The following is a 13690-nucleotide window of genomic DNA, read 5'->3' on the forward strand; positions in this document are numbered from 1 at the left end:
AACATGTATCGCTACTCCGAGTTCGACACAGCATTTTTGGCAGAACGCAACGCGCAGTTCCGTGCGCAGGTTGAGCGTCGCATTGACGGTTCGCTGACTGAAGACGAATTCAAGCCACTGCGCCTGATGAATGGTCTGTATCTGCAATTGCACGCTTATATGCTGCGGGTCGCTATTCCATATGGCACGCTGTCCAGTGCTCAGATGCGTCAGCTCGCTTTGCTGGCCGAGAAATGGGACAAAGGTTACGGCCATTTTACCACCCGTCAGAACATTCAGTACAACTGGCCGAAGCTGAACGACGTGCCGGATATGCTGGACGCACTGGCCGAGGTTGGCATGCACGCCATCCAGACCTCGGGTAACACCATCCGCAACGTGACCGCCGATCATTTCGCCGGTGCCGCCGCGGATGAGGTCGCTGATCCGCGCCCCTATGCCGAACTGCTGCGCCAGTGGTCAACCGACCACCCTGAATTCCAGTTCATGCCCCGCAAATTCAAGATCGCCATCACCGGCAGCGAGAATGACCGCGCCGTGATCAAGGCGCATGACATCGGTCTGCAATTGGTTGAGCGTGATGGCGTTCTGGGTGCCCGCGTCATCGTTGGCGGTGGTCTGGGCCGTACGCCCATGATCGGCAAAGAGCTATCGGAATTCGTCGCCTTTGACGACCTGCTGGCCTATCTTGAGGCCACCGTTTCCGTGTGGAACCAGATCGGCCGTCGCGACAACAAATACAAGGCACGTATCAAGATCACCGTGCATGAGCACGGCATCGACGCCATCCGTGCCAAAGTGAACGAACGCTTTTTGAAGGTTCGCCCGCAATTCAAAGGCGCGGATATGAACCTGCTGGAAGAAATCAAAGGCCACTTTGCGCCTCCGGCCTTCCGTGATGGTTCGGTTGCCTCGTTCGAGAGTGCCTACACCAACGATCCGGTCTTCCGTTCGTGGGTCGACACCAACATCGCGCCGCACAAGAACGCGGACCACGCGATCGTCACGATCTCGATCAAGAAGCACGGCCAGACGCCGGGCGATGCGACTGCCGAGCAGATGCGCGTAATGGCTGATCTGGCCGAAGAGTTTGCCTATGACGAACTGCGTATCAGCCACGAGCAGAACGTAATCCTGCCGCATGTCCACAAATCCGACCTGCCCGCGATCCACGCAACGCTGAAAGAACACGAGCTGGCCACCGCAAATATCGGCTTGATCAGCGACATTATCGCCTGTCCCGGTATGGATTACTGCGCACTGGCGACGGCACGTTCGATTCCCGTGGCGCAGGAAATCGCGACCCGGTTCGAAGACCTGAAACTGGAGCATGATATCGGCTACCTGAAGATCAAGATCTCGGGCTGCATCAACGCCTGTGGTCACCACCATGTGGGTCACATCGGCATTCTTGGCCTGGACCGCGCTGGCGTCGAAAACTACCAGATCACTCTGGGTGGTGACGGTACTGAATCCGCAGCCATCGGTGATCGTACTGGCCCGGGCTTCGCCTATGACGAGATCGTTCCGGCGGTCGAGCGCATCGTCGACACGTATCTGGAGCAGCGCGACAGCGCGGAAGAGACCTTCTTGCAGACCTATCGCCGCGTTGGCATGGCACCGTTCAAAGCGGCGCTTTACCCCGAGGCACAGGCCAATGCCGCTTGACCTGATCCAAACGGAACTGGGGGCTGACCGCGCCGAACTGACCGAAAAGGTCGAGGCGCTGAACGCCCGCTTCCGCCACCACAGTGCCCATGATGTGATGCATGGCGCATTGGACGAGATCGATGAGCTTGCTCTGGTCTCCAGCTTTGGCGCAGAATCGGTGGTGTTGCTGCATATGGCTGCAGTGGTCGACAAGATGACCCCAGTGCTGTTCGTGGACACCCAGATGCTGTTTGCCGAAACGCTGGAATACCAGCAGGAGGTCAGCGAGCGTCTGGGCCTGCGCAATGTGCAGATCATCCGCGCCGAGGATGAAGATGTTCAGCGCGACGATCCTTATGGCGCGTTGCGTCTGCGTGACACCGATGCCTGCTGCAACCTGCGCAAGACCTTCCCGCTGCAGAAAGCTCTGACCGGGTATTGTGGCTGGATCACCGGGCGCAAACGGTTTCAGTCCGGCACCCGTGCCGCGCTGGACTTTTTCGAGGTCGAGGACGGAACCGGCCGGATCAAGGTCAACCCGCTGGCCCATTGGGCACCCGAGGATGTGCGCGCCTATATGGACGAAAACAACCTGCCCCGGCATCCGCTGGTGGCCAAAGGATACCCCTCGATCGGCTGTGCGCCCTGCACCTCGCCGGTCAAAGAAGGCGAAGACCCCCGCGCCGGGCGCTGGCGCGATCAGAACAAGGAAGAATGCGGCATCCATTTCGTTGATGGAAAAATGGTGCGCATCGGAGAGAAAACATGAACGTAATCGTAAACGACGAGGGCTTTGCCCCCGATGATTGGACCGATGGCTATGTCACGCTGGACGATGCAGCGAATGACGTGGTTGCGCTGGATATCGCCTCGGACACTGACCCCGATGAACTGTTTGATCGGCTGGGCAGCGCCCAAATGGTGCGCGTGGACTTTCCATCCTCAGCGGATGGGCGCGGCTTTACGATCGCGCGCGTTCTGCGTCTGAAAGGTTATACAGGTCGCCTGCGGGCAAAAGGCCATGTTCTTGCAGACCAATACGCCATGGCGCGTCGTAGCGGCTTTGACGAAGTCGAAATTGATGACACCTTGGCGAACCGGCAGCCCGAAGATCAGTGGCTGGCCCGGGCCAATTGGCAGGACAACAACTACCAGGCCCGCCTGCGCGGCTGACCCGCCATCGCCAACCTGTGATACGAAAGGGGCAATCTGCCCCTTTTCCTGACTTGGATCAAAGATTAAACGGAGATGTCGGTTTAGCAGACCGGTAGTGAAACGATGACAGAGATGAAACCCGTGAGTGAAGCAACCGCCGTTAAGGCCCCTGTCCTGCCCGATGCCCAGACCGTGACCGAGGTCAAGCACTGGACCGACCGCCTGTTCTCTTTCAAGGTGTCGCGCCCGGCTTCCTTGCGCTTTCGCTCGGGTGAGTTCGTTATGATCGGCCTACTGGGCGATAATGGCAAACCGCTGTTGCGCGCATATTCCATCGCCTCGCCTTCATGGGATGAGGAACTGGAATTCTACTCGATCAAAGTGCAGGATGGCCCGCTGACCTCAAAACTGCAGCACATCCAGCCTGGTGATCAGATCATTCTTCGGCCCAAACCCGTCGGCACGCTGGTGCATGACGCATTGCTGCCCGGCAAGCGCATCTGGTTCTTCGCCACCGGCACAGGCTTTGCGCCCTTCGCGTCGCTGCTCCGTGAACCGCAGACCTATGAGGATTATGACGAGGTTATCATCACCCATACCTGCCGCGACGTAGCTGAACTGGATTACGGTCGCGAGTTGATCGAGGGCGTCAAACAGGACGAGTTGCTGGCCGAACTGATTGGTGACGGTTTCGCCGACAAGATCCGCTATTATCCCACCACCACGCGGGAAGAGAGCCCAAAGATGGGCCGTATAACCGAGCTGTTAAAAGACGGCACCGTATTTGCCGATCTGGGCATCGAAGGTGGTATCAAGCCAGATACTGATCGCGCGATGGTTTGTGGCAGCCTTGCCTTCAACCATGACATCAAAGCAATTCTGGAAGAGTTCGGCTTGCGAGAAGGTGCAAATTCCGAACCCAAGGAATTCGTGATTGAAAAGGCATTTGTGGGCTAATGGGGTTTGCCGGTGGAGTTATCGACACCCTAAACCGGCAAAAACTCACGAAATTCATGGAAAATTCATGCGGCTTGCAATTTATGCCGCTTGAAACACCTCTCAGCCCGGTCTAAATTCCGGGCTCGAAATTCTGCAATCATCAAAGGAATGAACCCATAGCCCGCAGACCTCACAACGCGCCGCCACAGCGAGATACCGGCCCGCGCGTCAATGACAAGATCCGTGCTCCCGAAATTCGCCTGATTGGCGCCGAAGGTGAAAATGTCGGGGTGGTTCATCCCGCAAAGGCCATGCAGATGGCCGCCGATGTCGGCCTCGATCTGGTTGAGATTTCGCCCAACGCGAACCCGCCGGTCTGCAAAATCATGGATTTCGGCAAGTTCAAGTACGAACAGCAGAAACGCGAAAGCGAAGCCCGCAAGAAGCAAAAGATCATTGAGGTGAAAGAGGTCAAGTTCCGGCCCAACACCGACACGCATGACTATGACGTCAAGATGCGCAACGTGTTCAAGTTTCTTGAGAACGGCGACAAGGTCAAAGTCACCCTGCGTTTCCGGGGCCGCGAGATGGCGCACCAGAACCTGGGGCGTGAGCTGCTGGAACGTGTGGCCGAAGACGTCAAGGATCTGGGCAAGATCGAGAACATGCCCAAGATGGAAGGCCGTCAGATGATCATGATGATTGGCCCGCTGCCACAGAAGTAGGTTTTCTTTTTGTAGAATGACAAAAGCCCCTCCGAAATCGGAGGGGCTTCTTTGTTTTCTGGCTTCTCGCCTAAATCAGATCACCGAGGATATCGCCCGATCCAGCTTGTCTACAAGCTCGACCAGTTGGTCATCTTCAATGACAAAGGGCGGTGCTAGGAGGATATGATCTCCGTTGCGTCCATCACGCGTTCCCGACATCGGGTAACAGATCAATCCCTCGGCCATGGCGGCCTTCTTGATCTTGGCCGCTAGGCCGCGCGACGGATCAAACGGAGTTTTCGTATCCCGATCCTCGACCAACTCAATTCCTCGGAATAAGCCGCGGCCCCGTATGTCCCCGACATTCGGGTGTTGGCCAAACTTGTTTTCCAACATGCTCTGCAATTTGCCCCCCATTACGCCGGCCCGCGCTGGCAGTTCACGAGAAGTAAGTTCCTGTACAACGGCAAGCGCAGCCGCAGTCGCAACCGGATGACCGATATAGGTGTGGCCATGCTGGAAGAAGCCCGATCCATCCCGGATCGCATCATAGATTCGACCCGAACACAGCATCGCTCCGATAGGCTGATACCCAGCCCCCAACCCTTTGGCGATACAAAGAATATCCGGCGTGACATCGTCATGATCACAGGCAAACAAATGCCCGGTACGCCCCATGCCGCACATTACTTCGTCGAGGATCAGAAGAACGCCGTGTTGATCGCAAATTTCACGGATTCGCTTGTAGTACCCCTCGACTGCCGGAACAGCCCCAAGCGTCGCACCAACCACCGGCTCCGCCATGAAAGCCATGACCGTTTCAGGCCCAAGGCGCAGGATTTCTGCCTCCAGCTCATTCGCAACGCGCTGACCATATTCAAAACTGCTCTCATCCTCAGGCTTTTCGGCGTACTCATAGCAAGGAGCGATATGAGTCATCTCGATCAGCATCGGTGCAAACTGCGCCCGCCGCCATTCATTGCCACCCGCCGAAAGTGCCCCCAAAGTGTTGCCGTGATAGCTTTGTCGGCGCGCTATGACATGACGGCGTTCAGGCTGGCCGGTTTCCAGATAATACTGCCGCGCCAGTTTGATAGCAGCCTCGGTCGCCTCTGACCCGCCCGAGACAAAATAGACCCGGTCCAGTTCGCCGGGGGAGTGTTTAATCAGCAGATCGGCCAGTGCCTCGGCCGGTGCCGAGGTCATAAAGCCCGTATGCGCAAACGCAATCTGCGCCACCTGATCCTGCACCGCTTTGACCACAGCGGCGTTGGAATGGCCGAGGCATGAAACGGCAGCATCACCACAATCCAGATAGCGACGGCCGGTTGAGTCGATGAGATAACAGCCGTCACCACCAGCGGCCTCAGGCAGTTCCGACTTTGTATGGCGTGGAAATACGTGACTCATGTCGACGTCCTTTTCAGAAGATCAATCAGCGCCGCGACGGATGCGGCATTGTCAGCCCAGGTTTGTCCATCCGGACCGGCAAGGCTGTTCTCAAAACCCACGCGCACATCGCCACCCAACTGCGCGGCCTTTTGCAGGCACGCATGCTCCTGCCCTCCAAAGGCACAGACCATCCATGGATCAGCGCTGTGCGGAAACACATCCAGTTCATTCGGACTCGATTCCTGCGCCGTGGCATAGCGACCAAGGACAAGCAGACGGTCGACCTGATCCGATTTTACCACCCCTTCAGCCTGCCAATGGGTCAGTAACTCGACGTCAGCGACATCATAGAGGATATGCTGAACACGAGTCCCTTGTTCCGCGCATAGTGCGTAGACCTTTGGCGCAAGTTCGGGCGACCGTGCAATCTCGCGCACCGAAATCGAAGCCCAGTCCGGGCGCACATTTTGCAAACAAGCAAGTTGCGCTTGAACGCCGAAAACGCCAGCAGCTTCTGTCGTAATCTGGATGTCCATGTCAGGGACCGCAGCACGCAGTTCAGCAATGGTTTCACAATACAAACCCGCATCAAGCGAATGCTGACCCGTCTGATCACGAACATGCAGGTGCAGGCCTTGCGCACCTGCCCGATTGCACGTCTTCGCAGCTTTGACGATTTCGTCCGTTGTGATCGGCAGCGCAGGATGATCCCCATGCCCCCGCCGCGCCCCGTTCGGAGCCACCAACACGTATGGCCTTCCCGCCATCCTCGAACCAGTCTCTGACATTCCGTCACCTGTTTTGCACGATCCCGAATTAGACACCCTGCCAACGTTTTCAATTTGCATTCTTCATAACATTTGTTTTTCTTACCAAATGCAACACACCTCATCCCAACTGACCGAGCAGCTTCGGCACGAAATCGACACCCTGCCTCAGCAAATGCAAGCCGCAGCGAAATACATCATCGACCACCCTGGCGATTTCGGGCTCGACCCGGTTCGGCTTACCGCCGAAAAGATCGGTGTCAGTTCAAACGTTTTGGTGCGGTTGGCACAACGCATGGGATTCGACAGTTTTGAGTCGTTCAGACGACCCTTTCGCCAAACCCTTGTCACAGACCGAGAAGATCGGCTGGGTCAGGGCTGGCTGGATCGCATGAAATCGGGGGGGCAATTCAGCGCCGCGCAAGCTGGGTTTGCGCAAAACGAACTGAACGTCGTAGCCCGCTCCTTGCGGTTGGCCGATCCTGATTTGATGCAACAGGTCACAGAGTACATGATTGCAGCTAATCGCTGTTTCCTAACCGCGACCCGGGCCAGCTATGCTTTGGCCTACTATCTCCACTATGCGGGTCGGATGGCACACCCAGGATTTCAACTTATCCCGCGACATATGGGATCAGCCATCGATGATTTGCTCGAGGCCGATGAGGCGGACTGCCTTTTCGCTATTACCGTTCACCCCTATTCCTCTGACACTATACAATCCATGCGTTTTGCGCGTAAACGCGGCATGCGCATCGTGCTATTGTCGGATAGCGACGTCATCGCCCCTGGTGTTGACCCTGACATCGTGCTGCCTGTAAGTACCCGCGCGCAACATCACTTTTCCAGCTTCTCCGGAGCGATGGCAGTGCTTGAATGCCTGCTGGGTCATCTCTTTGCCGCAGGGGGATCAGCCGCGCGTGACCGCGTGGAACGCTATCAGACAGCCAGAGAAGACACCGGCGCCTACTGGCGCCCCGCCAAGCTCCCAAGAGTTCGGAAAGAATAAAGAGCCCCGGCTTTCACCGAGGCTCTCAAAGCTGATTAACAATCAGATCAACTGCAAGCTTCGACAGCCCGTTTCGTCATAACAGTGACCAGATGCGCCCGATACTTTTTGCTCCCGTGCAGATCACCAATCATGTTCATCGGATTGATGTGCAGCCCCATCAAAGCGTCCGCGCGGAACTCTTTGTTCAGGGCCTCCTCAGCCTCCGCCCAGCGGAAAACTCCGTCCTCGCTTGCACCGGTTACTGCAACCCGAACGCCATCGGCAAACCGGGCAAGATATACCCCGACCAACGCAAACCGAGACGCGGGCTGCAAAAACTTCTGATAACTCGCCGCCTGAGGCACGGGGAAACGCACCGAAGTGATAATCTCGCCCTCTTCCAGAGCTGTCGTAAACATTCCCTGAAAGAAGTCATCCGCCGCTATCTGGCGATTATTGGTGACAATGGTCGCGCCTGAACCCAGCACTCCCGCCGGATAACAGGCCGCTGGATCATTGTTGGCAATCGAACCGCCAATAGTGCCACGATTACGCACCGCAGGATCACCGATCTGGCCGGCCAGCGCTGCCAGCGCCGGATAGTTACCAGCAGCTTCAGCGGCCACATTTGCGTGGGTTGTTGCACCGCCTATCGCCACCGAGCCATCATCCTCGACGCAGACCCCTTTCATTTCAGCGATTCCATTGACCGAAACCAGCTTGGATGGCGCGGCCAACCGCTGCTTCATTGTGGGGATCAGGGTTTGCCCACCCCCCAATGCCTGTGCATCCTCAACTCCCAACGCAGTAACCGCGTCAGCGATGGTCGAGGGTTTCTCAAACTCGAAATTGTACATTTCGTTCTTCCTTTCCGAAAAGCGCGGATCCGCCCTTCATCTGGCTATAAATATCTCGGGGAGCGCGAGGGGCTGGCCCCTCGCACCCGAACCTCTCAACCATGCATTGCTGTCCAAACACGCGACGGGCTCATCGGCATGTCAATGTGATCAACAGCCTTTCCACCCGAGTTCAGTGCATCCAGAACCGCGTTGACTACCGCAGGCGGCGAGCCAATCGCACCAGCTTCACCGCAGCCCTTCACACCCAACGGGTTGTGCGTACACGGCGTCTGGCTGGAATGGTCGACCGCATAGAACGGCAGATCATCGGCGCGTGGCATCGCGTAATCCATGAAGGATGCGCTCAGCAACTGGCCATTCTCGTCATAGGCGCAGTTTTCCAACAACGCCTGACCGATACCCTGACCGATACCGCCATGTACCTGACCATCCACAATCATCGGATTAACGATGTTGCCAAAGTCATCCGCAGCGGTGAAGGCTTCGATGGTCACCTGTCCAGTCTCGGGATCCACCTCAACCTCGCAGGCATATGCCCCCGCCGGGAAGGTGAAGTTGGCCGGGTCATAAAATGCGGTCTCCTCCAACCCCGGCTCAACCTCCAATGGGAAGTTGTGCGGTACATAGGCTGTCAGAGTCACATCACCCCAGGCCACCGACTTGTCAGTGCCCGCGACGCTGAACTGACCGTCCTTCAGCTCGATATCGGCCTCGGACGCCTCGAGCAGGTGGGCCGCGATTTTCTTGGCCTTGTCGATCACCTTTTCGGTCGCCTTAACCATGGCCGAACCACAGACCGCCAGCGAGCGTGAGCCATAAGTGCCCATGCCGAACGGGATCTTCGATGTGTCGCCATGCACAATCTCGACCATCGACTCGTCGATGCCGATCATGTCCGCCACTACCTGCGGGAAAGCAGTCTCATGCCCCTGCCCGTGGCTATGTGCACCAACCATGACGCTGATGGAACCGGTGGCGTTTACCCGCACCGTGGCAGCATCATAAAGACCCGCCCGGGCCCCCAGCATACCGACGATGTTCGAGGGCGCGATGCCGCAGGCCTCGATATAGCAATTGACGCCTAGACCACGCAGCTTGCCATTGGCCTCGCTTTCCGCCCGCCGCGCGGCAAAACCAGCCAAATCAGCAGCAGCCTCAAGCTTATCCATCGTCCCGTTGTAATCCCCGGTGTCGTAGGTCAGCGCCACCGGTGTGTCATACGGGAACTGGGTGATGAAATTCTGGCGACGCAGGGCGATCGGATCGACACCCAGTTCACGCGCTGCCTTGTCGATGACGCGCTCTAACTGATAGGTCGCCTCTGGCCGACCCGCACCGCGATAAGCGTCCACCGGCACTGTGTTGGTGAACATTGCCTTCACATTCACCTGAATGACCGGCGTTTTGTAGTTGCCCGCCATCAGAGTGCCATGCAGCCAAGTCGGAACCGAGCTTGAGAAGGTCGACAGATACGCGCCCAGATTGGCGTAGGTGTCAGTGCGAAGGCCTGTGAAGTTATTGTCCGCGTCCAACGCGAGCTCAATCGTGCTGACGTGGTCGCGGCCCTGCGCATCCGACATAAACGCCTCGGACCGGCTGGCGGTCCATTTGACCGGACGGTTGCAGGCCTTGGCAGCGAATGTACAGAACGCCTCTTCCGCGTAGTGGAAAATCTTCGTGCCAAATCCACCACCAACATCAGGCGCTACAACACGCACTTTGTGTTCAGGCAAGCCCAGAACAAATGCGCACATCAGCAAGCGGATCACATGCGGGTTCTGCGAAGTGGTGTAGAGCGTGTACTCATCCGTACCCCGGCTGTACTCGGCCACCGCAACGCGCGGCTCCATCGGGTTTGCGACCAGACGGTTATTGATCAGGTCCAGAGTGGTGACATGGGCCGCGTTGGCAAAAACCTCATTGACCTTGTCATTGTCTTCTTCGCCCAGATGCCAGTCATAGCAGATGTTGTTCTTCAGATCCTCATGGATAAGCGTCGCGCCATCCTGCGCTGCGGCTTTCATATCCAGCACGGCAGGGAGCTCTTCGATATCCACTTCAATCGCTTCCGCTGCATCTCGGGCGAGTTCAAGGCTGTCTGCGACAACGGCAGCAATGGGATCGCCTACATGTCGGACCTTGCCTTGCGCCAGAATGGGATGCGGTGGTTCCTGCATCGGGGCGCCATGGCGGTCGGTTACTTCCCAGCCGCAGGGCATTCCGCCCACGCCTTCAAAGTCCTTGCCGGTGAACACCTTCACAACCCCCGGCATACCCTCGGCGGCAGATGTGTCAATGTTGGTGATCCGGCCATGCGCGATGTCGGACCGTAGGAAATGCACATAGGCCTGGCCATGTACGTTGATGTCGTCGGTGTAATTGCCTGCTCCGGTCAGAAAGCGTACGTCCTCGCGCCGCTTGGAACTGGCTCCGATGCCACTGTCTTTGGGCATTGCTTGTTCTCCTCCGTGGAAAAGAATTTTCGTCGAAAATTCTTAACCGCCTCACTCGGCGGCGATGCTGGAAACGTCTTGACCCGATGCGGCCATGATTGCCTTGACGATGTTGTGGTAGCCTGTGCACCGGCATAGGTTACCCTCAAGGTACTTGCGAATTTCGCCTTCGGTCGGGCGCGGGTTATCCTTGAGCAATGCTGCAGCGCTCATCACCATGCCCGGAGTGCAAAATCCACATTGCAGCCCGTGATGATCCTGAAAGGCCTGTTGGATCACGTTCAGCGTGCCATCTTCGGCCGCCTGCCCCTCGATCGTGCCCACATCCGCGCCGTCTGCTTCCAGCGCCAGCATGTTGCAGGATTTGACCGCCTCACCATTCACGTGCACCACGCACGCGCCACATTGAGCCGTGTCGCAGCCAATATGTGTGCCTGTCAAATTCAGGTGGTCGCGTAGAAATCCGGATAATAGAGTCCGCCCTTCAACATCACCGCTGACGGCAACGCCGTTCACGGTCATTGAGACCTTGGTCATAAGATCCTCCCCTTTTTTGGCTTATTTGCTAAGCCAGAGTTAAACACGGTAAATTTCGTTTGAGAACAAAAATATTTGCCTGATTTTTCCGCAGTTTCGCTGATCAGCCTTCTAACAGTGATGCGTCCACCAAACAGGGCAAAATTGCCGTTGCGTCATTTACTCTTGGCAGCGCGGGGCTGTGGCCGCGTCGGGATTTCTTTTAGCAGCCCACCGACACCCATCCCTGCGATGTCCGCGCCCGTCGTTTCGATTCCGCAAGCAACGCGGGACAAGACCCAATCCGCCCCGTTCAATGCTGGTGAGCGCGCGCATCCGGGCAAACCGATGATGGGGCGCTCGCCGGAAGATCCCAAAAACAACAGGTTCCCCGGATCGACCGGCATTCCAAACCGGTCGACGATACCCCCCGCCGCCCGCACAGAAGCAGGCGCCACATCATCTTTATCCGACGTGGCCGATCCGGTCAGGATCATGACGATCTCACCCCGAATGGTCGAAATCGATGCTGTTAAGTCGCCCATCCGATGCGGCACCACCTGAACATCTGACAGATTCATACCCAAAGCCTCAACCCGGCTACGAATAGCAGCGATACCTTTTTCGTTAGATGGCCCGCCAGCAATGTCGGTAACGATGAGACCCGCATTTTCGTATTTGGGCACCGATAATCGAATAGCGTCCTGCGCATGACGGGCCGCACACTCAACGTCGGATCGAGGTACGGCATAAGAAATCACCTTGATCGTCGCGACCATACCGCCAGCCGCCATCTGCTGGTATTGCGGCACCGTCGCAACCGTGATCATCGGATTGACCTGATTGAACTTTTGCAAGGCATCGGTATCCAGCACCGCGACGCCTGGTCCATTTGCTAAAAGGTTGACCCGGCCTGTAAAGGCTTCGGTGACACGCAGATTTGCCTGTGTGGGACTTGGTGCAAGCGCTTCTGCCAGCAGCGCTGCGGCTTCGTCCTCATGGCAATCACCTTGCTCCAGTCTGGCGACTGTGACCTCGGTCAGACCGGCTTGGTGCAACTCGGCTATGTGCTCGGACGAAAGCGTTATACCTTTCCTAAGCTTGCGGTTTCCCGCTTTGACGGAATGGGCCAATATCGCACCGTTGGCGTCGGAAACGGGTACCGGACCAAACTTCACGCTCTGCCTCGCAGGACCGCCGTCATCTGCGCCAGGATCGCAACGGCTATCTCAGACGGTCCAGCCGCCCCGATATCAAGCCCAACAGGTCCGTGAATCAGTGAAATCTGGTCATCGTTGAACCCGGCCTGCTTCATCCGCTCCACGCGTTTGGCATGTGTGCGCTTAGATCCGAGTGCGCCGATGTAGAACACATCAGCCGCCAAACCGGCCTGAAGCGCGGGGTCATCAAGTTTGGGGTCGTGGGTCAGCAACACAAGCGCCGTGCGCGAGTCGAGACCCAGCTTTGACACAGCCTCATCCGGCCAATCCGTCAGGATGGTTTCTCCGGGAAAACGTGCGTCCGATGCGAAGGCCTCGCGCGGATCTATAATCGCCGGGTCATAGCCCGCGATCCGGGCCATCGGCACCAGAGCTTGGGCGATGTGCACCGCTCCCACCACTATCAACCGTAGCGGTGGGTTGTGGACAGCGACAAAGGTTTGCCCATCCTCTTCGAACCCGGACCTGTCCATACGCAAGCGTTCGGAATAGGCATTACGGCGCAACGCGCGCTGGCCCGTCTCGACATTGACTTCATAGGCCAAGGGTTCGCGCCGCGCCCGTGCCGCGACCAGTTCGGCCAGCATTGGTTCGGGCAGGACCTTGCCGACCGGTTCAACCAAAACCCTGATCGTACCGCCGCAGGCCAGACCGACGGCAAACGCATCCTCGTCGCTTACACCGAACTCTAGCAGCCTTGCCTCGCCTTCCTCTATGGCTTCCAGCGCTTCGACGATCACGGCACCTTCGACGCAACCACCAGAAACCGAGCCTTCGATCCGACCATCGCCCGCAATGACCAACTGCGCGCCTACACGGCGCGGCGCGCTGCCCCAGGTCTCAACCACAGTGGCCAAAGCCGCGCCCTTCCCGGCGCGATACCATTTTAGTGCGGTTTCCGGGCTACTATCGAATCGTTCCATTTAGACCTCCGGCCGTGCTTGGGTTCAACATAGTCAGCTTTGGAGCAATGAAAAGCGCTCAGCGGGTCGATCTTGTGGCGCTAACAAGCCGATTTTGAACTCACATTCACAAATTGT

The 13690-nt window shown here is 57.4% G+C and carries 13 protein-coding genes; 6 read left to right on the forward strand and 7 right to left on the reverse strand.

Annotated features, from left to right (window positions below; translation table 11 throughout):
- The first annotated feature begins 3 nt into the window (after positions 1-3).
- From ACR0MJ_RS05945 to infC, 5 genes are all read left to right on the forward strand, one after another.
- Positions 4-1668 (forward strand): nitrite/sulfite reductase, encoded by a 1665-nt coding sequence (locus tag ACR0MJ_RS05945; RefSeq protein ID WP_480759840.1) that lies wholly within the window; start codon positions 4-6, stop codon positions 1666-1668.
- Positions 1658-2419 carry a phosphoadenylyl-sulfate reductase gene (locus ACR0MJ_RS05950; protein ID WP_223118113.1) on the forward strand — a complete coding sequence of 254 codons (762 nt, stop codon included), beginning with the start codon at positions 1658-1660 and terminating at the stop codon, positions 2417-2419. Before ACR0MJ_RS05945 ends, ACR0MJ_RS05950 begins: the two co-directional genes overlap by 11 nt.
- Positions 2416-2823, forward strand: a complete 408-nt coding sequence (locus tag ACR0MJ_RS05955; protein WP_170393227.1) for a DUF934 domain-containing protein — start codon at positions 2416-2418, stop codon at positions 2821-2823. The genes ACR0MJ_RS05950 and ACR0MJ_RS05955 overlap by 4 nt, the downstream gene beginning before the upstream one ends.
- A 105-nt stretch (positions 2824-2928) precedes the next feature.
- Positions 2929-3762, forward strand: a complete 834-nt coding sequence (locus tag ACR0MJ_RS05960; protein ID WP_170510187.1) for a ferredoxin--NADP reductase — start codon at positions 2929-2931, stop codon at positions 3760-3762.
- A gap of 245 nt (positions 3763-4007) precedes the next feature.
- Positions 4008-4469, forward strand: a complete 462-nt coding sequence (infC, locus tag ACR0MJ_RS05965; protein WP_238528775.1) for a translation initiation factor IF-3 — start codon at positions 4008-4010, stop codon at positions 4467-4469.
- Between the two features lie 75 nt (positions 4470-4544).
- On the opposite strand, the gene ACR0MJ_RS05970 is transcribed toward infC, so the two are convergent.
- Positions 4545-5861 carry an aspartate aminotransferase family protein gene (locus ACR0MJ_RS05970; protein ID WP_170510190.1) on the reverse strand — a complete coding sequence of 439 codons (1317 nt, stop codon included), beginning with the start codon at positions 5859-5861 and terminating at the stop codon, positions 4545-4547.
- A complete protein-coding gene (locus tag ACR0MJ_RS05975; RefSeq protein ID WP_480759848.1) occupies positions 5858-6631 on the reverse strand; it encodes a beta-keto acid cleavage family enzyme in 774 nt (257 codons plus the stop codon). The genes ACR0MJ_RS05970 and ACR0MJ_RS05975 overlap by 4 nt, the downstream gene beginning before the upstream one ends.
- An 88-nt stretch (positions 6632-6719) precedes the next feature.
- Between ACR0MJ_RS05975 and ACR0MJ_RS05980 the strand changes: the two genes are divergently transcribed.
- Positions 6720-7619, forward strand: a complete 900-nt coding sequence (locus ACR0MJ_RS05980) for a MurR/RpiR family transcriptional regulator (RefSeq protein WP_170405443.1) — start codon at positions 6720-6722, stop codon at positions 7617-7619.
- Between the two features lie 47 nt (positions 7620-7666).
- Here the strand turns inward: ACR0MJ_RS05980 and ACR0MJ_RS05985 are convergent, their stop codons facing one another.
- From ACR0MJ_RS05985 to ACR0MJ_RS06005, 5 genes are all read right to left on the reverse strand, one after another.
- Complete coding sequence (locus ACR0MJ_RS05985) at positions 7667-8458, reverse strand: FAD binding domain-containing protein (protein ID WP_480759852.1); 792 nt, start codon at positions 8456-8458, stop codon at positions 7667-7669.
- A gap of 95 nt (positions 8459-8553) precedes the next feature.
- Entirely contained in the window at positions 8554-10914 is a 2361-nt protein-coding gene (locus ACR0MJ_RS05990) for a xanthine dehydrogenase family protein molybdopterin-binding subunit (RefSeq protein ID WP_480759855.1), read from the reverse strand.
- A gap of 51 nt (positions 10915-10965) precedes the next feature.
- On the reverse strand, positions 10966-11451 hold the full coding sequence (locus ACR0MJ_RS05995) for a (2Fe-2S)-binding protein (RefSeq protein ID WP_170393234.1): 486 nt from the start codon (positions 11449-11451) through the stop codon (positions 10966-10968).
- A gap of 155 nt (positions 11452-11606) precedes the next feature.
- On the reverse strand, positions 11607-12608 hold the full coding sequence (locus tag ACR0MJ_RS06000) for a molybdopterin-binding protein (protein WP_480759858.1): 1002 nt from the start codon (positions 12606-12608) through the stop codon (positions 11607-11609).
- A complete protein-coding gene (locus ACR0MJ_RS06005) occupies positions 12605-13573 on the reverse strand; it encodes an XdhC family protein (protein ID WP_170421340.1) in 969 nt (322 codons plus the stop codon). Before ACR0MJ_RS06005 ends, ACR0MJ_RS06000 begins: the two co-directional genes overlap by 4 nt.
- Positions 13574-13690 lie beyond the last annotated feature (117 nt).

It is taken from the genome of Ruegeria sp. C6, assembly GCF_056537625.1.